This window comes from Usitatibacter palustris (assembly GCF_013003985.1).
In the GTDB taxonomy this organism is placed as follows: Bacteria; Pseudomonadota; Gammaproteobacteria; order Burkholderiales; family Usitatibacteraceae; genus Usitatibacter; species Usitatibacter palustris.
This window is the reverse complement of the sequence record NZ_CP053073.1, coordinates 2,709,359-2,734,529: the sequence shown is the minus strand read 5'-3', so window position 1 is coordinate 2,734,529 and position 25,171 is coordinate 2,709,359. Positions and strand designations below refer to the sequence as shown.

At 67.3% G+C, this 25,171-nt stretch carries 19 protein-coding genes; 15 read left to right on the top strand and 4 right to left on the bottom strand.

What is annotated here, in order from left to right:
- Window positions 1-70: 70 nt before the first annotated feature.
- Window positions 71-2,905 (bottom strand): EAL domain-containing protein, encoded by a 2,835-nt coding sequence (locus DSM104440_RS13325; RefSeq protein ID WP_171163422.1) that lies wholly within the window; start codon window positions 2,903-2,905, stop codon window positions 71-73.
- A 230-nt stretch (window positions 2,906-3,135) separates the two neighbouring features.
- Here DSM104440_RS13325 and DSM104440_RS13320 point away from each other — a divergent pair, with 230 nt between their 5' ends.
- From DSM104440_RS13320 to DSM104440_RS13300, 5 genes are all read left to right on the top strand, one after another.
- Window positions 3,136-4,035 carry an ROK family protein gene (locus DSM104440_RS13320; protein ID WP_171163420.1) on the top strand — a complete coding sequence of 300 codons (900 nt, stop codon included), beginning with the start codon at window positions 3,136-3,138 and terminating at the stop codon, window positions 4,033-4,035.
- A gap of 1 nt (window position 4,036) precedes the next feature.
- Window positions 4,037-5,137 (top strand): GNAT family N-acetyltransferase, encoded by a 1,101-nt coding sequence (locus tag DSM104440_RS13315; protein ID WP_171163418.1) that lies wholly within the window; start codon window positions 4,037-4,039, stop codon window positions 5,135-5,137.
- Entirely contained in the window at window positions 5,134-5,742 is a 609-nt protein-coding gene (msrA, locus tag DSM104440_RS13310; RefSeq protein WP_171163416.1) for a peptide-methionine (S)-S-oxide reductase MsrA, read from the top strand. Before DSM104440_RS13315 ends, msrA begins: the two co-directional genes overlap by 4 nt.
- Complete coding sequence (locus tag DSM104440_RS13305) at window positions 5,742-6,341, top strand: YceI family protein (protein ID WP_171163414.1); 600 nt, start codon at window positions 5,742-5,744, stop codon at window positions 6,339-6,341. The genes msrA and DSM104440_RS13305 overlap by 1 nt, the downstream gene beginning before the upstream one ends.
- A 310-nt stretch (window positions 6,342-6,651) precedes the next feature.
- Window positions 6,652-6,855 (top strand): KTSC domain-containing protein, encoded by a 204-nt coding sequence (locus tag DSM104440_RS13300; RefSeq protein ID WP_246211994.1) that lies wholly within the window; start codon window positions 6,652-6,654, stop codon window positions 6,853-6,855.
- Between the two features lie 6 nt (window positions 6,856-6,861).
- Here DSM104440_RS13300 and DSM104440_RS13295 read toward each other — a convergent pair whose 3' ends face one another.
- The gene (locus tag DSM104440_RS13295) at window positions 6,862-7,230 is read right to left on the bottom strand and encodes a hypothetical protein (RefSeq protein WP_171163410.1); all 369 of its coding nucleotides are present in this window, start codon (window positions 7,228-7,230) and stop codon (window positions 6,862-6,864) included.
- A 190-nt stretch (window positions 7,231-7,420) separates the two neighbouring features.
- Here DSM104440_RS13295 and DSM104440_RS13290 point away from each other — a divergent pair, with 190 nt between their 5' ends.
- The 4 genes from DSM104440_RS13290 to DSM104440_RS13275 are packed head-to-tail and all read left to right on the top strand — an operon-like array spanning window position 7,421 to window position 11,113.
- Window positions 7,421-8,806, top strand: a complete 1,386-nt coding sequence (locus DSM104440_RS13290; RefSeq protein WP_171163408.1) for a serine hydrolase — start codon at window positions 7,421-7,423, stop codon at window positions 8,804-8,806.
- Window positions 8,803-10,002 carry an MFS transporter gene (locus DSM104440_RS13285; protein ID WP_171163406.1) on the top strand — a complete coding sequence of 400 codons (1,200 nt, stop codon included), beginning with the start codon at window positions 8,803-8,805 and terminating at the stop codon, window positions 10,000-10,002. The genes DSM104440_RS13290 and DSM104440_RS13285 overlap by 4 nt, the downstream gene beginning before the upstream one ends.
- Window positions 9,999-10,136: a hypothetical protein gene (locus DSM104440_RS13280; RefSeq protein WP_171163404.1), complete on the top strand. Its 138-nt coding sequence runs from the start codon at window positions 9,999-10,001 to the stop codon at window positions 10,134-10,136. Before DSM104440_RS13285 ends, DSM104440_RS13280 begins: the two co-directional genes overlap by 4 nt.
- Window positions 10,124-11,113, top strand: coding sequence for a thioredoxin fold domain-containing protein (locus DSM104440_RS13275; RefSeq protein WP_171163402.1), 990 nt, complete (start codon window positions 10,124-10,126; stop codon window positions 11,111-11,113). The genes DSM104440_RS13280 and DSM104440_RS13275 overlap by 13 nt, the downstream gene beginning before the upstream one ends.
- A 321-nt stretch (window positions 11,114-11,434) precedes the next feature.
- On the opposite strand, the gene DSM104440_RS13270 is transcribed toward DSM104440_RS13275, so the two are convergent.
- The gene (locus tag DSM104440_RS13270; protein WP_171163400.1) at window positions 11,435-13,300 is read right to left on the bottom strand and encodes a DUF6600 domain-containing protein; all 1,866 of its coding nucleotides are present in this window, start codon (window positions 13,298-13,300) and stop codon (window positions 11,435-11,437) included.
- Window positions 13,301-13,484: 184 nt separating this feature from the next.
- On the opposite strand from DSM104440_RS13270, the gene DSM104440_RS13265 reads away from it, so the two are divergent.
- From DSM104440_RS13265 to DSM104440_RS13240, 6 genes are read left to right on the top strand one after another with little or no spacing between them, the layout of a single operon-like run.
- A complete protein-coding gene (locus tag DSM104440_RS13265) occupies window positions 13,485-16,379 on the top strand; it encodes an AsmA-like C-terminal region-containing protein (RefSeq protein ID WP_171163397.1) in 2,895 nt (964 codons plus the stop codon).
- Window positions 16,380-16,386: 7 nt separating this feature from the next.
- On the top strand, window positions 16,387-18,132 hold the full coding sequence (locus tag DSM104440_RS13260) for an ABC transporter transmembrane domain-containing protein (protein ID WP_246211992.1): 1,746 nt from the start codon (window positions 16,387-16,389) through the stop codon (window positions 18,130-18,132).
- A complete protein-coding gene (locus DSM104440_RS13255) occupies window positions 18,129-20,408 on the top strand; it encodes a prolyl oligopeptidase family serine peptidase (protein ID WP_171163395.1) in 2,280 nt (759 codons plus the stop codon). The genes DSM104440_RS13260 and DSM104440_RS13255 overlap by 4 nt, the downstream gene beginning before the upstream one ends.
- Before the next feature lie 44 nt (window positions 20,409-20,452).
- Window positions 20,453-22,741 (top strand): heavy metal translocating P-type ATPase, encoded by a 2,289-nt coding sequence (locus tag DSM104440_RS13250; protein ID WP_171165959.1) that lies wholly within the window; start codon window positions 20,453-20,455, stop codon window positions 22,739-22,741.
- A gap of 20 nt (window positions 22,742-22,761) precedes the next feature.
- Window positions 22,762-24,456, top strand: coding sequence for a magnesium transporter CorA family protein (locus DSM104440_RS13245; RefSeq protein WP_171163393.1), 1,695 nt, complete (start codon window positions 22,762-22,764; stop codon window positions 24,454-24,456).
- 6 nt (window positions 24,457-24,462) lie between these two features.
- On the top strand, window positions 24,463-25,023 hold the full coding sequence (locus DSM104440_RS13240; protein ID WP_171163391.1) for a DUF924 family protein: 561 nt from the start codon (window positions 24,463-24,465) through the stop codon (window positions 25,021-25,023).
- On the opposite strand, the gene DSM104440_RS13235 is transcribed toward DSM104440_RS13240, so the two are convergent.
- On the bottom strand, window positions 25,020-25,133 hold the full coding sequence (locus DSM104440_RS13235) for a 30S ribosomal protein THX (RefSeq protein WP_171163389.1): 114 nt from the start codon (window positions 25,131-25,133) through the stop codon (window positions 25,020-25,022). The two genes, DSM104440_RS13240 and DSM104440_RS13235, sit on opposite strands and share 4 nt — an antisense overlap.
- Between the last annotated feature and the right edge of the window lie 38 nt (window positions 25,134-25,171).

The following is a 25,171-nucleotide window of genomic DNA, read 5'->3' as shown; positions in this document are numbered from 1 at the left end:
GACCCAAGAACGCGCCGAAACCAAAAAAAGGGGACAGTCCCCATTTTGGAAAAGGGGACAGTCCCCTTTTTCAGGTAAGGCGGATGGCCGCGCCCCGGCCCGTGCCCGCCTTCGCGGGGGTCTCCAGGAAGAAGCCCTGCACCATGTCCACGCCGTAGCTCGCGAGCATGTCGAGCGAGCTTTGATCCTCGACCGATTCGGCGACCGTGGCCTTGCCGAAGCCGCGTGCGATGTCGAGCATCGCCTTCACGAATACCTGGTTGTCGCGCGAGCGGCAGAGGTTGCGCACGAACAGGCCGTCGATCTTGAGCACGTCCACGGGCAGCTGCTTGATGTAGGCGAAGCTCGCGAAGCCCGCGCCGAAGTCGTCGAGGCAGACCTTGCAGCCGATCCGGTGCATGCGCTCGATGAACACCTGGGCATCGCGCATGTCGCGGATAGCCGCGGTTTCGGTGATCTCGACGTGCAGCCGCGAAGGATCGACGCCCTGGCCGCGCAGGCGCGAGGCGATGTAGTCGGCAATGCCGGGCTCGTCGAAGGACCGCCCGGAGATGTTCACGGAGATCGCGCCTCCCGAGGGGTCGCGCGCGAGGAGCTCGATCACGTTGTCGAGCGTCCAGCGGTCGAGGTCGATGATGAGGTTGGATTTCTCCGCGATCGGGATGAACTGCGAGGGCAGCAGCAGTTGCCCGGTCGCTTCGTCGGGCATGCGCAGCAGCGCTTCGGCGTAGCGGCGATCGCCGTCGATCGCGCCGAACACGCCCTGGAGGTGGACCTCGAAGGCGTCGCGGCGCAACGCGTGGCGCAGGCGGTCGTTCCAGGTGACCAGCGAACGCTGCCGCAGGGTTGCCGCGTGGTCCGGGCGATAGATGCGCCAGGTGTTCTTTCCCGCGTCCTTCGCCTGGTACATGGCGGCGTCGGCGAGCGCGATGAGGGACTGGGGATCGTTCGCATGCTGCGGGTACATGGCCACGCCGAGGCTTGCCGTGAGCGACAGCCGCACTTCGCCCATCTGCACGGAGAAGTTGCCGATCACGCCCATCAGGCGTTCGGCGAGCGAGCGGATCGTCTCGTCGGTGGCACCGGTGACCACGAGCGCGAACTCGTCGCCGCCGATGCGCGCGAAGAATTCATTCTTGCGAAGGCGCGTGCGGATCTCGCCGGCGAGCTGCATGAGCACCGTGTCGCCCATGCGGTGGCCGAACATGTCGTTCACGCCCTTGAACTCGTCGAGGTCGAGGAAGAAGAGGGCGACGCGTTCGCGCGCGCGCGCCGCGCCGTCGCAGCGATCGGAGAGCTCGCGCTCGAACCGCCGCCGGTTGTAGAGGCCGGTGAGCGCGTCGCGTTCGGCGAGGAATGCGAGCTGGCTCTGCGCCTCGCGCGCGAGCGTGATGTCCTCGTGGATGAGCACCGAGCCCAGGCACCCGCCGTGATCGTCGAGCACCGGGCGGATCTGCAGGCTCAGGGTGCGTCCCGACATCAGGCGCAGCTCCGAGTCGGACCCCGCCATCTGGTCGGTGACGATCTGCTGCAGGCGCGCGGAGAACGCATCGAGCTCGGTCACCACGTCCTCGGCCTTCTGCAGGACCTCGAACAGGCTCTCGCCGATGATCGTCTCGCTGCTCGGGATCGACCACGCCTCGGCGAACGCCGGGTTGGAATAGACGATGCGCTGCTTCGGATCCACGAAGGCCACGCCGAAGCTCATCGCCGAGAGCAGCGCGATCAGGCGCGAGCGCTCGTTGCGTGCGTTGATCGAGGTGGCTTCATGCAGCTCGTTCACCCGCTCGAGCTGCGTGAGCGTGGAGCGCAGGTTGAATTCGGTGTTCTTCAGGCGCTGGATCGAGTTCAGGCTCGAACGCAGCCCGAGGAAGCGTCCCTCGGCCGCGTAGATCGGCTGCCAGGAGTTCGCGATCCACTCGATGCTGCCGTCCTTCCTCACGATGCGGAACTCGAAGTCGCTGCCGGAGGTGCGCTCGCGCAGCGCGCGATGCGATTCGTGGCGCACCCGCTCGAGGTCATCGGGGTGGACGATCAACCACGGGAAGGCATTGTTCTCGAGGCACTCGGCGGCGGTGTAGCCGGTGAGCCGCTCGATCGACTTGTTGATCCAGAGCAGCTCGCCGCGCGGGCCGAACCAGGACTCCACGTCGTAGGTGTAGTCGGCGATGTTGTGGAAGCGCGCCCGGCTCGCTTCGAGCTCCTCGACGCGCGCGCGGACCATCGATGCCATGCGATCGAAGGCCTGGCCGAGGCGGCCCACGTCATCGTTCGTGTTGTCGTCGAGTGCGATCGCGTAGTCGCCCGCTTCGACGCGCCGTGCGGCCGCGGTGAGGCGCGCGAGACGCTGCGTGATCGGGTGGACCACCAGCATGAACAGAAGCAGCGACATCAGGAACGCGCCCAGGGCTTTGTAGATGCCGTTGCGCAGGCCGTTGTCGACCGAGGCAATGCGGTTCGTGACGTCGAGGCCGAAGTAGAGCATCGGCGCGTCCGGGCCGTCGGCGAGCGGGAGTGCGGAGTCGAAACGGCGATCGTCGCGCGCCGATTCGAGCGTGGCGTCGAGGCGCGGCAGCGTTCCGGTCGCGCCGCGGCCTTCGGCCGCGAGGACCGTCCCCTCGGGTGACTTTGCGACGAGGTATTCGATGCCGCGGCTGTGCGCGCCGCGAAGGGCTGCGGCGATCGCCGCGCCGTCGCCGCTGCGGACGGCCGGCGCGACGCTCGCGGCAAGCAGCGGACGTACTTGTCCGAGATGCGCCTGCAGGCTCGCTTCGCTGCGTGCGACGTCGAAGATGTAGCCGCCGGCCACGAGGAACCCGAGCGCGATCGCTTCGACCCCGAGGAGCAGGACGACGAGTTGGGTGCGAAGCGAGAGTGCCCGGAGGATTCGGGCGATCGCGTTCATCGCCGTCAGTCGGGGGCTGAGGGAAACAGCGCGCCTGATCCGTGGAGGGGAGTGACACCCGCCACGGACCAGGCCGCCAAATGTGCGCTCTTGCGGGACATTTGTTTCCTTCGTCTTGTGCGGCCACTATCGCTGCGCGACACAGGAAGAGATGTGAGGCGCATCACTTAACGGCGTGCGCGGCGATTACCGATGCAACCGCGAGCGGTTGCAGGTGCAATAATCGCGGCATGCAACGATTGGGAATCGACCTCGGGGGGACGAAGATCGAGATCGCGGCGCTCGATGCCGACGGACGCTTCGCGTTGCGCCGGCGCATCGCGTCGCCCCCGGAGGGATACGAAGCGACAGTCGTCGCCATCGGCGCGCTGGTCGCGGAGGCCGAGCGCGAGATCGGCGGCCGCGCGACGGTCGGCGTGGCCACCCCCGGCGCCATCTCGCCCGCGACCGGCCGCATCAAGAACGCGAACTCCACCTGGCTCAATGGCCGCGCCTTCCGCGAGGATCTCCAGGCGGAGCTCGATCGCGAAGTGCGCATCGCCAACGACGCCAACTGCTTCGCGCTTTCCGAAGCCGTCGATGGCGCCGCGGCGAATGCGAAAGTCGTCTTCGGCGTGATCCTCGGCACCGGCGTGGGCGGGGGCATCGTCGTCGATCGCACCGTACTGACCGGCCCGAACGCGATCGCGGGCGAGTGGGGCCACAACCCGTTGCCCGCATTGAACGCCGGCGACGAGCCCGCGCCCGCGTGCTACTGCGGCCGGCGCGGGTGCATCGAGACCTATCTCTCCGGTCCGGGCCTCGCCGCGGACCACGTGCGCCACGGCGGCGAGTCGCTCGCGGGCGACAAGATCGCCGAGCGCGCCGCGAAGGGCGATGCGGCTTGCGTCGCGACGCTCGAGCGCCACGAGGAGCGCCTTGCCCGCGCGCTCGCCTCGGTGATCAATCTCCTTGACCCGGACGTCATCGTGCTCGGTGGCGGCCTGTCGCGCATCCAGAGGCTGTACAAGAACGTACCTCGCCTGTGGAACGCGCATATCTTCTCGGACGATGTCCGCACTCGCCTGGCACCTCCGGTTCACGGGGATTCGAGCGGCGTGCGCGGCGCAGCCTGGCTCTGGAACGACTGACATGCCCGTCCACACCGCTTCCCTTCGCTTCCACCTCGTGCTGCTGGTCCTCGTCGGACTGGTCCTCGCCTGGTCGGGCATCGCCCCGAAGGACCGCTTCACCTGGTTCCTCGAGGTCGTGCCCGGTCCCATCGCCGCGGCGGTCCTCGCGTACTGCTATCCGCGCTGGCGCTTCACGCCCCTGGTGCTCACCTTGATTGCCGTGCACGCGATGATCCTCATGGTCGGCGGCAAGTACACCTACGCGGAGGTGCCGCTGTTCAATTCGCTGCGCGACGAATTCGGCCTCGCGCGCAACTACTACGATCGCGTGGGCCACTTCGCGCAGGGCTTCGTGCCGGCGATGGTCGCGCGCGAGATCCTCATCCGCCGCTACATCCTGCCGCGTGGCCGCTGGCTCTTCTTCTTCGTCTGCTGCATCGCGCTGTCGATCAGCGCGGTGTACGAGTTCATCGAATGGTGGGTGGCGCTCACATCGGGCGAATCGGCCGAGGCCTTCCTCGGCACGCAAGGCGACGTGTGGGATACGCAGTGGGACATGTTCATGGCGCTCGTGGGCGCCGCGACCGCGATGCTGGTGCTCGGGCGCTGGCATGACAAGCAACTGGGCCTCGCGATCGGCAAGCGCGGGGCGGTGAGCCTGCGCGAGATCACGCAGGAGAACATCGATGCCGTCGGCGATCTTCGCGTCGCCCAGGGCCAGATCTTTCACGTGGCCGGCGTCGCGAAGACGCTCTGGCAGGCGAGCCATCGCGATGACCGCTGGGTGCGCGCGATCTACGCCGACGAGGAGCCCGTGGGCCTCGTCGCGCTGGTCGATCCGTCGCTCGCGGGACGCGATGAACCCGAACTCTATTTCTGGCGCCTGCTCGTCGATGCGCGCCAGCAGGGCCGCGGCTACGGCCGCAAGGCGATCGCGCTGGCACTCGACTACGCGCGCTCGCGCCCTGGTGCGGAGCGCATCAAGATTTCCTACGTGCCCTCCAACAAGGCAGTGGGGCGCCTGTATGAAGAGTTCGGGTTCCGCCACACGGGCGCCGCCGACGAGGATGGGGAACTCGAAATGATCCTGCCGCTCAATACCGGAGAAGCCCGCGCATGAAGACCCTCGCATTCCTCGCCGCCACGTTCGCCGCGACACTCACGTTCGCGCAAGCACCCGCCATTCCGCCCGGCCATGCGGTCGCCACGTTCGGCGGCGGCTGCTTCTGGTGCATGGAGCCGCCCTACGACAAGGTGCCTGGTGTTGTCGCGACGATCTCCGGCTACATGGGCGGACGCACGCCGAACCCGACATACAAGGAAGTCAGCGCGGGCGCGAGCGGCCACGTGGAGGTCCTGCAAGTGGTGTACGACCCGAAGAAGGTCACCTACGAGAAGCTGATGGAGGTCTTCTGGGTGAACATCGATCCCACGGTGAAGGACCGGCAGTTCTGCGACAGCGGCACGCAGTACCGCACCGTCGTCTTCTATCACGACGATGCGCAGCGCAAGGCCGCGGAAGCTTCGAAGGCCGCCGTCGAGAAGAGCAAGCCCTTCAAGGAGCCGATCGTCACGCCCATCGAGATGGCGAGCACCTTCTACCCGGCCGAGGACTACCACCAGGACTACTACACGAAGAATCCGGTTCGCTACTACGGCTACCGCAGCGGATGCGGGCGCGATGTGCGGCTGAAGGCGCTCTGGGGAGACAAGGCGGGCAAGTGATGAGAGCGCTCGCGGCGATCGCCACGGCCCTCCTGCTCGTGCCGCAAGCGCGCGCAGCACCGGAGGAATACACGATCGACCGCTCGCACACCTACCCGGGGTTCGAGGTGGTGCACCTGGGAATCTCCACGCAGCGCGGGCGCTTCGACAAGACGAACGGCAAGATCATCCTCGATCGCGAAGCGGGCACCGGAACGCTCGAGATCGCCATTGACACGACCTCGGTGAGCACCGGCAACTCAGCCCTCGACGAAGCCCTGCGGGGGGAGGATTTCTTCCACGTCGAGAAATTTCCGCGGATGTCGTTCAAGTCCACGCACCTCGAGTTCGACAAGGGCATCCCGCGCCGCGCGATGGGCGAGCTCACGCTGCTTGCGGAAACGAAACCCGTGACGCTCCAGATCGAGCACTTCGACTGCACGCAAAAGCCGTTCCTCATCCGCACGACCTGCGGCGCGGACGTAAGCACGGTGATCAGCCGCTCGGCCTTCGGCATGAGCCGCTGGGCGGTGTTCATCGCCGACAAGGTGAAGATCGTGATCCAGATCGAGGCGTACCGCGTCAACGCGCCGCCCGAACCGCAACCGTCAGGGGGCTAGGGAGCCTCTGAAGGATGCCCAGGGGATGCGCGTTGCGGCAGATGCGGATGGATGCGAGGCGCGCGGCGCAGCGAATAGCCGGACTATTCGCAAGCCAAGCAACGAAGCAGACGCCGCATCTGCCACAACCCGTGAGCACGTCTACCCGCATGGGAAGACGTCCTGAGGGACGGTCGATTTCGGGCCGCTTCGTCGTTGCTCGTCCTAGCAAGGTACTTGACCTTGCGTCGGACTCGGCGCCTAGAATCGATCCCGAAATCGACTCGTCGCGCACCCCTGCGCATCTTTCAGAGGCTCCCTAACCGTGGAGATGAAGAAGCTCAACGCGACCGGCCTTCGCAGCGCCGGCTATGACGAGCGCAACCGCAAGCTGGTGGTGGAAACCACGTCGGGCACGTTCGAGTACGCCAACATCTCGCCCGAGCTGTATCGGCGCCTCATGAGCTCGCCGTCGCCGGCGAGCTTCTACAAGGACTCGATCGAGGAAGAGTTCACCGCCCGCCGGGTGAAGTGAGCCCCGCTATTCCTTCTTCGGGGCCTGGCAGCGGACGATGTTGGCGAACGGTGCGCTGGGATCGCGCGCCTTGGTGGGATCGGTGCAGAAACAAGCTTCGTCCCAGTACCAGCGGCCGCTCTTGCCCTGCCTCATGATGTGCTCGCAGGTGAGCGTGCCCATCGGTCCCGGAGACTTCGCAGGACGCATGCCCAGTGGCGGCATCGCGGGCGGTTGTGCGGTGGGTGCGGGCGGCGGCACGTCATAGACGCTCTTGCAAATCGGCATCTGCTTGCAGCCACCTTCACCACTGCACAGCCACTCCCAGGTGCATTCCGCGGCAGCAGGCCCGGCGGCGAGCGCCAGTGCTGCAACGGCAAGGAATCGGCCTTTCATCGTGTTGCTCCTTTCGGCATTTGTGTCGTCCGGGCCCCCCGACCCGGATCGGATGCGCGAATAGTGCGCCCGCGCATTGGCGTGTGAAATGCGCTGGGGCTTGCTGATTGTTACGGATTGTCACCCCCATGGCCGGAGCATGCGAAAGCGGGCCCGTATAATGTCCTGCCGTTCTCGCGGTGACGAACCCTTGAGATTTCTTGCGCTGATTGCCGGCTTCGCCGCCGCTGCTGCCCTCGCTGCCGATCCTCCGCAGGCTGCGGTCACCGATCCTCCCAAGGATCTCGCCCCGGATCCCTTCACGTCGCTCATCCTCCAGCGCCTTTCTGCCGAGGAACACCCGACGTGCGTCGCCGTGGGCATCGTTGCTTCCTCCACTCGCGTGGCCTTCGGCTGCACGAAGTCCGCCGGGCCCGTGAAGTACGACCGCGATTCCGTCTTCGAGATCGGTTCGGTCTCGAAGGCCTTCACCGGCGTGGTGCTCGCGGACATGGTGCAGCGTGGCGAAGTCGCACTCACCGACCCGGTGTCGAATTACGCGCCCAAGGGCGCGAAGATTCCGTCGCGCAACGGCCGCGAGATCACGTTAAAGGATCTCGTCACGCATACGTCGGGCCTGCCGCGCCTGCCCGTCGGCTTCCAGCCGAAGGACATGTCCAATCCCTATGCGTCCTTCACCACCCAGGCGCTCTACGATTCGCTCGCCGTCACGGAGCTGCAGAGCGATCCGGGCGCGAAGCAGGAGTATTCGAACCTCGGGTTCATGCTGCTCTCGGACGTCCTGGGCCGGCGCGCGGGCAAGTCCTTCGACCGCCTGCTCGAGGAGCGCGTGTTGAAGCCCCTCTTCATGGTGAGCACCGGCGTGCGTCTCGACGAGGACGCCACCAAGCGCCTCGTGAAGGGACACAACGCGAAATACGAAGAGGTCCCGCACTGGGACATCCTGCCTTCGCTCGCGGGCGTGGGCGGCCTGCGCTCGTCGCTGATCGACATGCTGCGCTTTGCCGAAGCCGCCTCCGGGCGACGCGACAGCCCGCTGGATAAAGCTTTCGCGCTCTCCTTCCACAAGCTCCTGGCGGTGGAGCGGGGCACGTCGACCGCGTTTGCCTGGGGCGTGCGCGACCGCGGCGTAGGGCGCATCTATTTCCACAACGGCGAGACCGGCGGCTTCCACGCGATGATCGCCGTGAACCCGGATGCGAAGACCGCGGCCGTGGTGCTGGTGGACAGCGCGACCAGCCTCGATGACCTCGCGATGCATCTGGTCGATACGTCGATTCCCACGAAGGTGCGGCGCGAGGCGATCGCGCTCGATCCGGCGAAGCTCGACGATTACGTCGGCCTCTATGTGTTGACGCCGGAGTTCTCGATCCGCGTCTTCCGCGAGGGCAACCGCCTGATGACGCAGGCCACGAATCAGGGGCCCGTGGAGATCTTCGCGGAGGCCACGCAGGATCACTTCTTCGTGAAGGCCTTCGAGGCCCAGCTGGTCTTCAAGCGCGGCTCGTTTGCCACCGTGGAATCGCTCACGCTGATCCAGGGCGGCCGCGAGCTCGCCGCGAAGAAGGCGCCATGAACGGCAAGTCCGTGCGCACCGTGCTCATCTGCGCGGCCGCGATCCTCTTCATCGCGATGGGCGTGCGCCAGACCATGGGCCTCTTCCTGCCGCAGATGACGATCGCCAACGGCTGGACGCGCGAGGACTTCGCCTTTGCCATCGCGCTGCAGAACCTGCTGTGGGGCGCGTTCGTGCCGTTCGTCGGCGCATTCGCCGATCGCCATGGCCCGGGGCGCGTCCTCGTCGCGGGCGCGCTCGCTTACGTCGCCGGCCTCGCGCTGATGGCCGTGTCCACGTCCACGCTCGCCTTCGGACTTTCCGCGGGCTTCATGATCGGCTTCGCGCTGTCGGGCACGACCTTCGGCGTCGTTCTCGGCGTGGTCGCGAAAGTCGCCCCTCCCGAGAAGCGCTCGTGGGCGCTGGGCCTCGCGAGCGCGGGCGGCTCCTTCGGCCAGTTCGCGATGGTGCCGATCGGCCAGGGCCTGATCTCGGGCTTCGGCTGGTTCGGCGCGCTCTTCGCGCTCGCCTTCGCCGCGTCGCTCATCGTGCCGCTCGCCGCCGGACTCGCGGGCCGGCATGGAAGTGCGGCGCTCGGCGCGCCGCAGACCGCGCGCCAGGCCATCGGCGAGGCGGTGAGGCAGCGCTCCTTTCATTTGTTGTTCTGGAGCTACTTCGTCTGTGGCGTGCACACGGCCTTCATCGCGCTGCACCTGCCGAGCTACGTGCAGGATTCAGGCATGAGCGCGGCGGTCGGCATGATGGCGCTCGCGTTGATCGGCTTCGGCAACGTGTTCGGCTCATACACGGCGGGGTGGCTCGGCGGCAAGGTGAGCAAGAAATGGATCCTCACCTGGCTCTACGGCCTGCGCTCGGCGTTGATCCTCGTGCTGCTGCTCGTGCCCAAGTCACCTGTGGTGTTCTATGTCTTCGCCTTCTGCATGGGCCTCGTATGGCTCTCGACCGTGCCGCTCACCAACGGCCTCGTCGCGCAGATCTACGGCGTGCGCCACGTGACGATGCTCTCGGGGATGGTGTTCTTCGGCCACCAGATCGGCGGCTTCCTCGGCGCGTGGCTCGGCGGCGTGATCGCCACGCGGCAGGGCAGCTACGACATGGCGTGGTGGATCTCGATCGGTCTGGGCATCTTCGCCGCCATCGTGTGCGCGCCCATCGACGAGCGCCCGCTCGCACGCCAGCAGCCCGCCACGCCATGAACGCGCGCACCCGCCAGGCGATGCTGGTGTTCGTCGCGCTGTGCGGGTTCGCGGTGCTGTCGTGGCTGATCTTCCTGGGCTACCTCACGCCCGAGATGATGGTGTACTTCATCAGCTTCAAATGGTGCTTCTGAAGCGGCTCGCCGCAGCGTTCTGCCTGCTGCTTTGCACCGCCGCAGCCGCGCAATCCTCGCGCGCGATCGAGATCCCGGGCTGGTTCGCCGAATCGTTCCTCGATTTCCGCGACGACGTGCGCGACGCCGCCGCGTCGGGCCGGCGCGTGATGATCTACTTCGGCCAGGACGGCTGCCCGTACTGCAAGCGGCTCATGGAAGCGAACTTCAGCCAGCGCGACATCGCCGATGCCACGCGCCGCGACTTCGTCCCCATCGCCCTCAACCTCTGGGGCGACCGCGAAACCGTATGGCTCGACGGCCGCACGCGCAGCGAAAAGGACCTCGCCGCCCACCTGCGCGTGCAATTCACCCCGACGCTGCTGTTTCTCGACGAGAAAGGTGCGGTCGCGCTGCGCCTGAACGGCTACCAACCTCCACCGCGCTTCCGCCTCGCGCTCGCCTACGCCGCCAAGGCGAAGCCCGGCGGCGAGACCCTCGCCCAATACCTCGCGGCCCGTCCGCCTCCGCAGGAGCGCACCATCGCCCCCGCGCCCGGCGTCTTCCGCGAAGCGCCGCTCGCACTGGCAAAGGGACGCCCCACGCTCGTGTTGTTCGACGCGCGCGTCTGCGACCCGTGTGCTGAAGTGCACGACGCGTTCCGCCGCCCCGAGCTGCAGGCCGCATTGAAGTCCATGAATGCCGTTCGCGTCGACAGCGAGGGCACTCGGCTTGTCACGACCTTCACGGGCGTGAAGCTCACGGAGGCACAATTTGCCGCGTCATCCGATGTCTCGTTCCGCCCCGCATTGCGTTTCTACGACGCGGACGGCAACGAGGTCTTCCGTATCGACGGGTACGTGCGCCGCTTCCACCTCGCTTCGTCACTCGACTACGTGCTGAGCGGCGCGTACAAGACGCAGCCGAGTTTCCAGCGCTACCTGCAAGCGCGTGCGGAGCGCGAGCGTGAAGCGGGTCGAGTCGTCGAACTCTGGTAGCGCCTCACGACGAGGAAGTCCGTCCCTGTCCGGACGCCATCAAGCGAGCCGAGGAAATCGAAAAGATCCCGGGGTTTCGGCGAGGACTGTCTGAGTGTGCAAGGAATCGAGGCGGGTTCAGCGCCTCGATTTAATTGGGGCCGCGAGTTCCGCAGCCGCCGGGATCTTTTCGATTTCCGAGGGCATCGCATCACGACGTGATGCGTACGCAGCTTGCACGGGCGGCCGGACAGGGACGGGCTTCCTCGTCGCAATCGATGAAGCAGATCCTTCGCCAGCTCAGGAGGTCCTTCGGGCCTTTCGGCCCTCAGGATGACAGTGTTAGCGCTGCTGCACTCGCATCGGCTTCTGCACCGGCACTGGCGCTGGCGTGTCCGGTTTGTCCGGCTTGTCGGGCTTGTCAGGCGCGTCAGGCTTCTCGACCGGGGCCGGACGCGGCGTCGACGAACGCGCGACCGGCTTCTCGATGACTTGCGGCGCCTGAGCGGGTGCCGGCGCAGGTGCGGGCCGTTCCTGAATCGCCGCGGGTTGCTGCTGCTGCGGCACCTGGCGCGAACGCGCTGACGGCGCGGGAGTTGCCGCGGGCGCACCTTGCACAGGCGCGGGCCACGCTGATCCCGGCTGCGGCGGAGTGGGAGCAGCACGCAGAGGCTTCGTTTGCGGACGCGCCTGCGGTTCCGGCGACGAAGGCGTTCCCGCAACCGGCGCGCGATAGTTCGGCGCATTGGTAGTCGGACGCGTCGGCGAAAGCGCCGCGGGTACCTCGGTGATCGACGTCGATGCCGGAGGCGTCGGGCTGCGCGGGACCGGCGAGCGTGCCGCACGCGAGCCTTCGGGACGGACGGCCGCTTCGCCGCCAACAGGCCCCGGAGCAGCAGTGGGCGCAGGCCCGACATGCAGCGGCTTACGCACCATCGCTTCGCGACGGCTCGGCAACACTGTCGCACCTGACGTCACCGGTTGCGCCGCGGCGATTTCACCCGACACCGCGACCTGCGAACTGGAAACCGGCCGCTGGTTCACGAAGCCTTCGCGCAATACGATCGTCGTTCCGCGATCTCGCGTCGTGCGATCGTCCTCGCGCGGACGCCAGCCCGGCCGCTCGCGGTCGTTGGGACGGCCGTGGTTGTTCACGCGATCGATGTAGCGCGGGTTGCTGTTGTACCAGGGGCGATAGCGATCGCGCGGCGAGAGCGGATACCAGCCCACGACCGGCGCGTGAGCCGAACCGACCGACACGCTCCAGCCCGGCGTTCCGACCCAGCCCACGAGTGCAGGCGCCCACACGGGACGCGCGACATAGCCGCCCGGGCACCAGCCCCAGCGATGATTGATGTAGGCCCAGCGTCCGTAGTGGAACGGCGCGTAGCCCCACGGCGCCTGGTCCACCCACGTCCAGCCCCACGGACGCGCGTACACCCAGTTGCCGTTGCGATACGGAACGTAGTCCACGCCGACATTCGACGGATACCAGACCGCGCCGTAGTCAGGCTCCTGCGACCACGCGCCGAAGCGCTCGAGATCCTCGTAGCCCGTCATGCGCGGCGAAACGTATTGCGAGGTCTCGCGATCCTGGACGCGCTCGTCGCGGCCCAGCGACCAGTCGTCGAAGGGCGAGGGTTCCGCGCGCTGGAAATCGAACTGCCCGCTGTCGGACTGCACGAAGACCGCTTCGCCTTCGCGCACGCCGATGCGGCGCCCGCTCGTTTCGAGCTGCGCGGTACCGGCGAACACCGTGAGGCGCGAAGCCTCGGTGACTTCATCCGTATCGATGCGATAGCGGCCGTTGCCCAGCAGGTGGAAGCGAGCGAAGGGCGTGGAGACTACATAGCGCTCGCCCTGCTCGAAGTGCCGGATGCGAACCGCGAGCGCGCCACGCACGACGTGGGCGACCAACTGCTCGTCGTCGAGGCGGCGGATGTCGAGCTGCGTGTATTCCTCGAGGCGCAGCGCCGTGGAACCGATGCGCACCTCGGCGCGCGCGGCGGCTTCCGTCCACAGCGAGTTCTCGGAAGTGAGCGGGGAGTTGATATAGGCCTTCTCCCAGTCGCGCTCGGGATCGTTGAACAGGGCGACCTCGCCCTGGGTCCAGGAAACGCGGCCGACGCGGCCCGGAGGCTCCGCGACCTGGGCGAGCGCGACCCACGGGAGGGCCAACGCAAAGAGCAGGGAGGTGAAATGGCGCATGGTTTCAGGGCCTTTCATGGATCGGGACACGATAAACCTGCACACCTAACGCGCAAGTCAGGCAATGGGACGACAAAGGGGTTCCTCGCCTTTTCCAACATCCTGAATTCATGCCATTATTAGGAAGAAATTACTGGCTGGCCGAAGCCCCATCTCCGGGGAAGAAAAAATACGCGGGGAATCGATGGATCGGAAGACCGTTTTCACCAAGACCGCGAAGGGCATCACGCAGGTCAACCAGAAGTCGGCCTCGCTTTCCAAGGACCTGATGAAGGTCCTCAAGCTCATCGACGGCAAGTCGAATTTCGAGCAGATCATGGAGAAGGCCGACCTGGACAAGCCCGTCCTGGAGAAGGCCCTCAATACCCTCATCAAGGATGGCTTCTCGCGCGTCTTCGAGACGCGCAAGGAAGAGTCTGATCCGTTCGCCAGCGAAGGCGACGATTTCGATTTCACGGCGCCGGGCAAGCTCCCGGCCTCGACGCAGCGCGTGGTGGCTTCCGCGGCCGGCGACATCAGCGAGCTCGCCCGCCAGCAGGACGCGCGCGACAACCAGAAGAAGAACATGGAGCAGGCGCAGATCGCTGCGCGTGCGAAGGCGAAGGCGGAAGCCGAATCGCGCGCGAAGCTCGAAGCCGATGCGCGCGCCAAGGCCGAAGCCGAGCAGCGCGCGATGGAACAGGCGCGCAAGGCGAAGGAAGCGTCCGAGAAGGCGAAAGCGCAGGTGGAACAGCAGGTGCGCGAGGAAGCCTTGCGCAACGCCGCGATCGCCGCGCACAAGGAAAAGCTCACCGCCGAACAGAAGGCGAAGGAAGAGGCCGAGGGCCGCAGGCTGGGCGAGCTGCGCGCGAAGGCCGAAGCCGAAGCGAAGGCGCTCGCGGAAGCCCGCGCGAAGGCCGAAGCCGAGGCCGCGGCGCTCGCCAAGGCGCGTGCCGAAGCTGAAGCGGCCGCGAAGAAGCAGGCGGTCGAAGCCGCCGGCGCCGAGAAGGAACTCAAGGCCCGCCTCAAGGACGAGATCGAAGCGCGCATCCGCTCCGAGATGGAGGCGCTGCTGCGCAACGAGATTGCCGCCGAAGCGCGTGCCGAGATGCAGACGCAGATCATGGCCGAGGCCAAGCTCGCGGCCAGGGCTGAGCTCGAGGAGCGCCTCCAGGAAGAGCGCCAGCAGCTCCAGCAGGCCGAGATGGCCGCGCGCGTCGTCGCCGAAAAACAGCAGCGCGATCGCGCCGACATGGAAGCGAAGCGCGCCGCCGACGCCGAAGCGCGTGCTCGCCAGGAATCCGAAGCCCGCGCGCGGGCCGAAGCGGAGGCCGACCGCCTGCGCCGCGCCGCCGACGAGTCGCGCATCAAGTCCGAAGCCGAAGCCGATCGCCTGCGCCGCGCCGAAGCGCGGGCCCGCGAGGATGCGGAAGCCGCCGGACGCGAACGCGAGGAAGCCGCGAAGCGCCTCGAGGTCGAGCGCCGCGCGAAGATCGAAGCCGAAGCGCGCGCGATGGTGGAAGCCGAGGAGAGCGAGCGCCGCGAAAAGGAGCTCGCCGCCCGGATCGATACCGAGCGCCGTGCCCGCGAGGAAGCGGAGATGCGCGCGAAGGTCGAGTCGCGTGCCCGCGAGACGATCGAGGAAGACACGCGCGCGAAGGTGCAGGCCGAGATCGAAGGCGACATGAGCAAGCGCGCCGAGATCGAAGGCAAGGCGCAGGCCAAGGCCTACATGACCGCCAAGGCCCAGGCCGAGCGCGACGAGGACGACCGCCTGCGCGCCGAGCAGGCCCGCAAGGCGAAGGAAATCGCCGACGTCCTGCGCACGAAGGTCGAACGCGACGAGGATGCCCCTGAAGCCTCGCCCGTTCGCCGCCGTCCGCGCCGCCGCGGGAATTTCCTCAAGACCGCTTTCTGGGGCCTGCTGATCATCGTCGTGGTCGGCGTCGCCGCCCTCCACGTGATTCCGCTGCGGGCGTACGCCACCAAGATCGAGAAGGGCCTGGGCGGCTGGCTGCACGACGACGTGCAGATTTCCTCGCTCAAGTTCTCGCTGATTCCCTCGCCGCACCTGAAGATCGAGGGCATGGCCGTGGGCAAGGCCTTCGACGCGAAGTCCACGCATGGGCGCGTGTATCTCGACATCAACGCGCTGCTCGGCGGCGACAAGTTGCTCATCAGTTCGATCGAGCTCGAGGGCGTGACGCTCACCGAGGAAGCCGTGCGCCGCATCCTCAAGTGGGGCGATGTCGAGGGCAAGGCCGCGGCCGCCGAGGTCGGCTCGATCAAGCTCAAGGGCGTGAAGATGGAAGTGAAGCCCGCGCTCGATGTGTTCGACGCCACCCTCACGTTCAACAAGGAAGGCGCCCTGCGCTCGGCATTCATCACGGGTGGCGGCGGCAAATGGACGCTGGGCCTGAAGCCCATCGACAAGGCCCTGGAAGTCGATTTCTACGCGCGCTTCTGGGAGCTCCCGGCCGGCGCGCCGATTCCCGTGAGCGAGGTGAAGCTCAAGGGCTCGCTCACGAGCAAGGAGCTCGTCGTGCCGGAGTTCGAGGCGGACACGATGGAAGGCAAGGTCAACGGCACCTTGCGCGTCAACTGGACCAACGGCGTCAAGCTCGACTCGGACCTCTCCCTCCTGAAGGTGCGCGCCGAGCAGCTCGTGAGCCCGCTCACCAAGGAGATCTCGGTCACGGGCAAGCTCGACGGCAATTTCAGCATCGCCGCCGAGGGCCCGTCGCTCGACACGCTCTTCTCCAACACGCGCGCGCAGGGCAAGTTCAAGCTCGCCGAGGGTTCGATCAGCAACGTGGACCTCGTCGCCGTGATGCAGTCGGACGCGGCGGGCCAGCGCGCCGGCGTGACCAAGTTCGCGGAGATGACGGGCGAGTTCGGCACGGCCGAGCACCGCACGTCGTTCCGCTCGATCGCGCTCCTCGGGGGCGTGCTTCGCGGCAACGGCAACGTGGACATCGACCCGAAGAGCGGTCTGTCGGGCCGTGTCTCGCTGGAGATCCGCTCGAACGTCGCGCAGGATCGCGGTGCCTTCGTGGTCTCGGGCACCGTCGCCAAGCCCAGCATCCGCCGCGGCGGCTAAGCCGCCCGTGGCGGTGTGGCGGCTCGCGCCGCTCTTCCGGCTCCTCCTCCCATATCGGCGGCGCATCGCGGTCGCGGTCGTCGCGATCCTGATTTCCGCGGCGATGGTCCTGGTGATGGGCCAGGGCCTCAAGTTCGTGATCGACGAGGGCTTCGTGCGCGGCGGCGAAGCGTTCCTCGACCGGGCGCTCGCGATGCTCGCCGCGCTGATCGTGTTCCTGGGCGTCGTGACGTGGATCCGCGTCTACAACGTCTACTGGGTGGGCGCGCGCTTCACCGCGGACTTGCGCCGCAAGGTCTACGAACACCTCGTGACCCTTTCGCCCGCGTTCTATGAAGAGACCCGCACCGGTGAGGTCGCCTCGCGCGTGACCAACGACGTCACGCTCGTCGAGGCGGTGATGGGCGGCACGTTCCTGTATGCGTTGCGGATGCTCGTGACGCTGCTCGGCTGCGTGGTGATGCTTTTCGTGACCAGCGTGAAGCTCTCGGTGCTCGCCCTCGCGTGCATGCCGGTCGTGCTGCTGCCCATCGGGCTCATCGGCATCCGGCTTCGCAAGCTCTCGCGCGCGGTGCAGGACCGCGTGGCCGACGTGACGAGCCACGTGGACGAGACGATCCACGAGATCCGCACCGTGCAGGCCTACGCGCACGAGGAGGCGGAAGTCGGCGGCTTCACGGCGCTCGTCGAAAGGGTCTTCCAGACATCCATCGAGCGCTCGGGCTATCTCGCATTGCTCATCTCGGCCGTGATCGTGCTCGCCTTCGGCGCGGTGGGCCTGCTGCTCTGGGTCGGCGCGCACGATGTCTTCGACGGGCAGCTCACCTCGGGCAGCCTCACGGCCTTCATCTTCTATGCGGTGATCGTCGCGAACGCCACGTTCGTTCTGGCCGAGGTGTACGGCGAGATCCTCCGCGCCGCGGGCGCTTCCGAGCGCTTGCTCGAGCTCCTCGCGACACGCTCGTCAATCGTTGCGCCCGCGCAGCCGCGCCACCTGCCGCAGCCGCCGCTCGGACGCGTGGCCCTCGAGGACGTGAGCTTTTCGTATCCGTCGCGCCCCGATGCGAAGGCGATCGAGCATTTGTCGCTCGCGATCGAACCGGGCGAGGTCGTGGCACTTGTCGGGCCTTCGGGCGCGGGCAAGACCACGGTCTTCCAGCTTCTCCTGCGCTTCTACGATCCGTCTTCGGGACGCGTGATGATCGACGGCGTGGACGCGCGCGAGGTCGATCCGCGCGAGCTCCGCAGCCGGATCGCGATCGTCTCGCAGGATCCGGTGATCTTCGCGACGAGCGTCGCGGAGAACGTGCGCTACGGCCGGCCCGGGGCGAGCGACGACGAAGTGCGGGCCGCGCTCGAGGCGGCGTACGCGCTCGACTTCGTCGAGCGTCTTCCCGGCGGGCTGCAATCGGGGCTGGGCGAGCGCGGTGTAAAACTTTCCGGTGGCCAGCGCCAGCGCGTGGCCATTGCGCGCGCGATCCTTGCCGACCGCGCGGTGCTGCTCCTCGACGAGGCCACGAGCGCGCTCGACGCCGAGAGCGAGAAGGCGGTGCAGCTCGCCCTCGAGCGGCTGATGCGCGGGCGCACCACGCTGATCATCGCGCACCGACTGGCCACGGTACAATCGGCGCATCGCATCGTGGTCATGGACCACGGTCACGCGGTGGCGACGGGGACGCACGCGTCTCTCGTCAACGACAACGGGCTCTATGCCCGGCTCGCGGCGCTGCAGTTCAACATCTCGGGGCCATGAAACTCATCGCGAACATCACCGCCGCGCTCGTCGCGGCGGCGCTCACCTTCCCGGTTCACGCCGGGCCTTTCGACGACCCGGTGCAGTCGACCGCGCCGTCGCCGATCGTGCGTCCGCTCGAAGTGCGGGAAACGCACCACGGCGTCGAAGTCGTCGATCCCTATCGCTGGCTCGAGGACGTGCAATCGGCCGAGTCGCAGGCGTTCTTCCGCGACCAGGCGGCGCATACGCGGGCACTCCTCGACAAGCTTCCGGGGCGCACGGCGCTGCTCGAACGCATCCGCAGCTTGTCCGAATTCAACACGAGCATCACCCGCGTGAGTCTCGCGGGCACGCGCGTCTTCTACCTGAAGGCAGGCCCGGGCCTGGCGAGCCCCGTGCTTTGCATGCGCGAGGGTTTCTCAGGCGCCGAACGCGTGCTCCTCGATCCGGCGCGCTTCAGCGAAGGCAATGCGAAGGGCGCGATCGACTATTTCTCCGTGGCACCCGACGGCCGCCACGTCGCCTACGGCGTCTCGCGGGGCGGGTCGGAAAACGCCGTGCTGCGCGTGCTCGATGCCGGCACGGGCAAGGACCTGCCGGTCGTCATCGACCGCACGCGCTTCAATCCGAATATCGGTTGGCATCCCGACGGCCGCCAGTTCTTCTATGCGCGCGTTCCCGAGGAAGACGCGGCGCGGAAGCGCTATACGAACGTGCGCCTCTACCGGCACATGCTCGGACGCGACGTCGCGCAAGATGAGATCGTCTTCGCCTCCGGCGTGGGCGGCGCGCGCGATGTGCCCGCCCAGGCGCGGCCGTCGATCGTCATTCCCGCCGAGGGACGCCACGCTTACGCGGTGGTTCGCGATGGCGTGCGACGCGAGATCGCCGTGCACATGACCGACGTTCACGACCTCGCCGCGGGCAAGCCGCGCTGGACGAAGATCGTCGCCCATGACGACGGCGTGACGGCGATCGAAGCGTGGCGCGATGACGTCTTCCTGCTCACGCACAACGGCGCGCCGCGCTATCGCGTGCTCGGCATGAAGGCCGGGGCCACGGTCCTCGCCAAGGCACGGGTCGTCGTTCCCGAGGGCGATGCGGTGATCCAGTCGATCGCGCTCGCGCAGGACGCGCTCTACCTGCGCAGCATGGTCGGTGGCGTCGATCGCCTCGAGCGCGTGCCCATTGGACTGCTCGGGATGAAGAAGCCCGAGTTCGTGAAGACGCCGTTCGATAACCACATCGCGCAGCTCATCGCGCATCCGCGGCGCGCGGGTGCGGTCATTCGGCTGCAGAGCTGGATCGAAGCGCCCGTGGTGCTGGAAGTCGACGCACGCTCGGGCGACCTCAAGAATACGAAGCTGCAGCCGCCGCCGGTCGCCGATTTCTCCGAGATGGACGAAGTGCGCCTCTACGCGCCCGGCCACGACGGCACGAAGATCCCGGTGACGCTCGTCTATCGCAAGACGACGATGCTCACCGCGGACAATCCGCTGATCCTGATGGCCTACGGCTCGTACGGCACGTCGTTCCTGCCCACGTTCGATCCGGCGCGGCTCGCCTGGCTCGAGCGCGGCGGCATCATCGCGGTCGCGCACGTGCGCGGCGGCGGCGAGTACGGCGAGTCGTGGCACCTGGCGGGCCGCAAGGGCACGAAGGAAAACACGATTCGCGACTTCATCTCCGCCGCGGAGTTCATCTCGAAGTATGGCTTCACGAGCCCCAAGCGCATCGCGATCCAGGGCACGAGTGCCGGCGGCATTCCCACCGGCGGCGCGCTCGTTCGCCGACCCGAGCTCTTCGCGGCGGTGGTCCCGCGCGTTGCGGTGATGGACATGCTGCGTTTCGAGTTCTCGGCCAACGGTCCGGCCAACGTGCCAGAGTTCGGCTCGATCGCGACGCGTGAAGGGTTCGAGGCACTGCGCGTGATGTCGTCCTATCACCAGGTGAAGGACGGCACGCCGTATCCCGCGGTGCTGCTGACGACGGGAATGAACGACCCACGCGTGGACGCGTGGCAGCCGGGCAAGATGGCCGCGCGGCTGCAGGCGGCAACGACCAGCGGCAAGCCGGTGCTCCTGCGCGTGGAGAACGACGCGGGACACGGCATCGGCACCACGCGGCGCCAGGCTGAAGAAGAGCTCGCCGACATCTATTCATTCCTCCTCTGGCAATTTGGGCACCCGGACTTTCAACCGCCGGCTCCGCCCCCGCCGCCCGTGGTTCCCGCGCCGGCAACGGTGCCCGCCGCGGCGGTCGCGGTCGATCCTCCGAAGGAGGCCGAGAAGTGAATCCGGGCCACGCCGGGCATCACCACCAGCCCGGTGGCCCCGCGATGCCATCGGAAAAAACCCACACCGATCCTGTGTGCGGGATGAAGGTCGCGCCGAATCCCGCGCGTCACCTGCGGCATGACGAGGTGGACTACTACTTCTGCAATCCGCGGTGTGTCGAGAAATTCCGCGCCGATCCTGCGAAGTACCTCGCGAAGAAAGAGGCGCCGCAACCGCCATCGCCCGTCGAGGCCGCGGCAACCTACACCTGCCCGATGCATCCGGAAGTGCGCCAGCAGGGGCCAGGCACCTGCCCCAAGTGCGGCATGGCGCTCGAGCCCGAGATGCCCACGCTCGAGGAAGGCCCCAACCCGGAGCTCGTCGATTTCTCGCGCCGGTTCTGGTGGACGCTGCCGCTCACCGCGATCGTCGTGATCCTCGCGATGTTCGGACACCAGCTGCTGCCCGGCATTCCCGTCGCGGTTCGCACGTGGACCGAGCTCGTGCTCGCGACACCGGTCGTCGTATGGGCCGCGTGGCCGTTCTTCGAGCGATGCATCGCTTCGATCCGCACGGGCCACTACAACATGTGGACGCTGATCGGGATCGGTGTCGCGGCATCCTATCTCTACAGCGTCGCGGCTACGGTCGCACCGAATGCATTTCCCGCGGGGTTCGAGGCGCACGGGCGCGTCGGCGTGTATTTCGAGGCCGCGGTGGTGATCGTTTCGCTCACGTTGATGGGCCAGCTGCTCGAGTTGCGGGCCCGCTCGCAAACGTCGGCGGCCATCCGCGCGCTCCTGGGCCTCGCGCCGAAGACGGCGAGGCGCCTGAAGGACGATGGTACGGAAGAGGACATCGAGCTCTCGCACGTGCATGTCGGAAACCGGCTGCGCGTGCGGCCGGGAGAGAAGGTGCCGGTCGATGGCCTCGTGCTCGAGGGCCGCTCGAGCGTGGACGAATCGATGATCACCGGTGAGAGCGTGCCCGTCGAGAAGGCGGCGGGTGCGCGCGTGATCGGCGCCTCGATCAACGGCGCAGGCAGCCTGGTCATTCGCGCCGATCGCGTCGGCTCGCAGACGGTGCTCGCGCAGATCGTGCAGATGGTCGCCCAGGCGCAGCGCTCGCGGGCGCCGATGCAGCGGATGGCCGACGCCGTGTCCTACTGGTTCGTGCTCGCGGTGCTGGCCATCGCCGTGGCGACGTTTCTCGTGTGGGGCCTCGCAGGTCCCGAGCCGCGCTGGGTCTACGCGATGCTCAATGCGGTGGCCGTACTCATCATCGCCTGTCCGTGTGCGCTCGGCCTCGCCACGCCCATGTCGATCATGGTCGCCACCGGCCGCGGCGCCACGAGCGGCGTGCTCTTCCATGACGCGGAGGCGATCGAGACGCTGCGCACGATCGACACCCTCATCGTCGACAAGACCGGGACGCTGACGGTCGGCAAGCCCGCGTTCCAGGGCGTGCACGCTCACGACGGATTCTCCGGAGACGAGGTGCTGCGCCTCGCCGCGAGCCTGGACGTGGCCAGCGAACATCCGCTGGCCGCGGCAATCGTCGCGGAGGCGCGTCGCAGGGGACTGGCCCTATCGCCGGCAACCGACTTCGAATCGGGCACCGGCATCGGCGTGCGCGGGCGCGTCGAGGGTCGCACGCTGGCACTGGGCAACACCGTGCTCATGGGCCAGGTCGGCGCCGATGCCGCGCCCCTGTCGGCAGAGGCGGAGGCGCGCCGCACCGAGGGGGCGAGCGTGATGTTCCTCGCGATCGATGGTCGCCTCGCGGGGCTGGTTGCCGTGGCCGACCCGATCAAGGAGTCCACGCCGGAGGCGATCCGCATGTTGCGGGCCGCGGGCATTCGCATCGTCATGGCGAGCGGCGACGGGCTGACCACCGCCCGGGCCGTGGCCGCGAAGCTGGGGCTCGACGAGGTCCATGGCGAAGTGCGGCCGCAGGACAAGCTCGACCTCGTTGCGCGGCTCAAGCGGGAAGGGCGGCGCGTGGCAATGGCCGGCGACGGAATCAATGACGCGCCCGCGCTCGCCGCAGCCGACGTGGGCATCGCGATGGGTACCGGCACCGATGTCGCGATGGCGAGCGGCAAGGTGACGCTCGTGAAGGGCGACCTGCGCGGGATCGCGCGGGCCCGCGAACTCTCGGAGGCCACGGTCGCGAACATGAAGCAGAACCTCCTCTTCGCGCTCGTCTATAACGCCCTCGGCGTACCGGTCGCCGCGGGCGTCCTTTATCCGGCGTTCGGCTGGCTGCTCTCGCCGCTGTTCGCCGCGGCCGCCATGAGCCTGAGCTCGGTCTCGGTGGTCACGAACGCATTAAGGCTGCGCAAAGCCTAGTTCGTGGTAAAACGGCGGGCATGAGTGAATCATCGAAGATCGTCCGCGAGTTCCGCCACGTCCTATTGTGGCCGCTGCAACTTCGCCGCCTTCCGCGCCGCAGCCCCCCGCACTGGGACGTGCTCGCGGCGCATCCCGGTCCGTGGAAGCCCGTCGCCGATAACCTGCTGGTCGATGACGACTCGTGCGGCATCGGCTACGAGGAGTTCGTCTACTTCCTGCCGTACGTGCAGCGCTTCCTCTACGGCTTCGGCGAGGCTGATGCCTTCACGCCGTCGAGCCTGAGGATCTTCAAGCGCGACGACATCGCGAAGATCCGCGTGCGGCTCGATCCCGAAAGCCCGCCCGTCGAGTTCGACGTCACGCGCCTTCGCCTGGTGTTCTTCTACGACGTGGATATCACGCTGCTCGCCCTCGAGATCGTCGCGCACGACCTGCCGCTCGACCTCGCCATCGAGACCATGGATCGCTTCGGCCGGCCGTATCCGCCGAAGTGGGAGACGCCCGACCAGGCCGCGCACTGCACCCATCAGGTGGAATTCTTCGACGCGAAGGGCGAGTTGATCGCCGCGTCCGACTACGGCGACCGCGACAAGTACCTCTCGCTGGTGCGCGACATCAAGCAGACGCCGTTGTCGCTGCATTGGGAGTACCTGCTGAAGCCGATGATGCCGGCCTACCTCGGCGGCGGGCCGATCCAGTACTACCAGATCGAGAACAAGCGCATCCCGATCATGTCCTACCTCTCGTTCGACAACCCGCGCGCGCTCACCCTCGGGGATTTCGCGCGCATCGGCTTCGCGGCGAAGTGGGGTGAATCGCAGACGCTTCCCTATTCACGCCGCTTCCTTTCCGACTTCGAGGCGCGCCACTGCTACGACCGCTACTGGGACGAGGACGATCCCACGAGCGGCATGAACACGCGCTACATGTTCTGCGGCGTGGCCTATGCGATGGTCACCAAGTACCGCGACGATCGCACCGATTTGCTGAGCAACTTCCGCCACCAGTTCTTCCAGATCGGCCTGATCGCCAATTTCCACAAGGCCGCGCTGCTCAACCTCTCGAACCGCTTCTCGATCGCGGTCGAGCGCCTGCGGGTCGGAGACTACGACAGCGCGCGCATATTCAAGACCAACGTGCGCGAAGCGCTCGAGCTCTTCCTGCGCTTCAACCACCGCTACTGGTTCCACGAAATCTCCAACCAGGTGCTTGCGGCGGACATGTTCCAGCGCTGGTCGCACGAGCTGGGAAGCGATCGCCTCTATTCGGAAGTGCGCGAGGAAGCGCAGGACATCAACCAGTACCTCGACGCCGAGCGCATGCGACGCACCTCGGACAACGCGCAACGGCTGACGGTCGTTTCCGCGTGCGGCATGGTGGGGATGGTGGCCACGGGGTTCCTCGGCATGAACCTCTACGACCACGCGAGCTACACGGCGTGGGAGAAGACGGGCATCTTCATGCTGGTGTTCATCCCGGCGATCCTGCTCACGGGGATCACCGTGCTCATCTCGCGGCGGCTCGCGACCTTCATGGAGGCCCTCTCGAGCGAGCGCATGACGTGGGGCGAGAAGCTCACCGCCTTCCGCCAGATCTGGCGCCGCCCTCCGGCGGTTCGCCCGCCCCAGGGCAAGAAGCGCGTGGCCGGCGGCGAGGCTTCACGCCGCGTCAACGCCGCGCCGCGCAGCTCCGGGCAGGGCGCGCACGACTGATCCCGCGTGGCTGCCGACTACCGCGAGGTCCTGCAGTTCTGGTTCACCGGGCACGCAACGCGCCCCGAGTGGTTCCGCAAGGACGCGTTCTTCGACGGGCAGATCCGCGTTCGCTTCGGCGAGCTGCATGAGGAAGCCGCGCGCGGTGGCCTCACGCAATGGGAGGGCGCGCGCGAGAGCGCATTGGCGCTGCTCATCGTGCTCGACCAGTTCTCGCGGAACCTGTATCGCGACGATGCCCGCGCGTTCGCGCAGGACGCACGGGCGCGCGCGATCGCCGAATCGATGATCGGGAAGAACTGGCACCTCGAATGCGCGCCGGTCGAGCGGATGTTCGTCTACCTGCCGCTCGAGCATGCCGAGGACATGACCGCGCAGGATCGCGCCGTCGCGCTGTTCGCGGAGCTGGAGAACTATCCGGAAACGCGCGGCCTCGTGCAGTGGGCGGAGAAGCATCGCGTGGTGATCCGCCGCTTCGGGCGTTTCCCGCACCGCAATGCCGCCCTGGGGCGCGCCTCGACTCCGGAGGAGACTGCCTTCCTCGCGGAGCCGGGATCTCGCTTCTAGGCCTTCTTCTTGACCGCGCCGGCGGTGCGGCGCTTCTTGCGCAACCGGGTCTTGCCGAAACTGCCCTTGAATGTCTTGCCCTTGAAACTGCGTTTGTCGCCTCGGCCCATCGGGGACGCTCCTTCGTTGAGAACCCCCCGATTATAGG

Bases quoted from the DNA above. Each gene is read 5' to 3' on its own strand.
- msrA (WP_171163416.1), top strand. From the start codon at position 5,134: ATGAAGACCCTCGCATTCCTCGCCGCCACGTTCGCCGCGACACTCACG.
- DSM104440_RS13275 (WP_171163402.1), top strand. From the start codon at position 10,124: ATGGTGCTTCTGAAGCGGCTCGCCGCAGCGTTCTGCCTGCTGCTTTGC.
- DSM104440_RS13300 (WP_246211994.1), top strand. From the start codon at position 6,652: ATGAAGAAGCTCAACGCGACCGGCCTTCGCAGCGCCGGCTATGACGAG.
- DSM104440_RS13255 (WP_171163395.1), top strand. From the start codon at position 18,129: ATGAAACTCATCGCGAACATCACCGCCGCGCTCGTCGCGGCGGCGCTC.
- DSM104440_RS13245 (WP_171163393.1), top strand. From the start codon at position 22,762: ATGAGTGAATCATCGAAGATCGTCCGCGAGTTCCGCCACGTCCTATTG.
- DSM104440_RS13305 (WP_171163414.1), top strand. From the start codon at position 5,742: ATGAGAGCGCTCGCGGCGATCGCCACGGCCCTCCTGCTCGTGCCGCAA.
- DSM104440_RS13280 (WP_171163404.1), top strand. From the start codon at position 9,999: ATGAACGCGCGCACCCGCCAGGCGATGCTGGTGTTCGTCGCGCTGTGC.
- DSM104440_RS13285 (WP_171163406.1), top strand. From the start codon at position 8,803: ATGAACGGCAAGTCCGTGCGCACCGTGCTCATCTGCGCGGCCGCGATC.
- DSM104440_RS13250 (WP_171165959.1), top strand. From the start codon at position 20,453: ATGCCATCGGAAAAAACCCACACCGATCCTGTGTGCGGGATGAAGGTC.
- DSM104440_RS13265 (WP_171163397.1), top strand. From the start codon at position 13,485: ATGGATCGGAAGACCGTTTTCACCAAGACCGCGAAGGGCATCACGCAG.
- DSM104440_RS13315 (WP_171163418.1), top strand. From the start codon at position 4,037: ATGCCCGTCCACACCGCTTCCCTTCGCTTCCACCTCGTGCTGCTGGTC.
- DSM104440_RS13235 (WP_171163389.1), bottom strand. From the start codon at position 25,133: ATGGGCCGAGGCGACAAACGCAGTTTCAAGGGCAAGACATTCAAGGGC.
- DSM104440_RS13295 (WP_171163410.1), bottom strand. From the start codon at position 7,230: ATGAAAGGCCGATTCCTTGCCGTTGCAGCACTGGCGCTCGCCGCCGGG.
- DSM104440_RS13270 (WP_171163400.1), bottom strand. From the start codon at position 13,300: ATGCGCCATTTCACCTCCCTGCTCTTTGCGTTGGCCCTCCCGTGGGTC.
- DSM104440_RS13320 (WP_171163420.1), top strand. From the start codon at position 3,136: ATGCAACGATTGGGAATCGACCTCGGGGGGACGAAGATCGAGATCGCG.
- DSM104440_RS13325 (WP_171163422.1), bottom strand. From the start codon at position 2,905: ATGAACGCGATCGCCCGAATCCTCCGGGCACTCTCGCTTCGCACCCAA.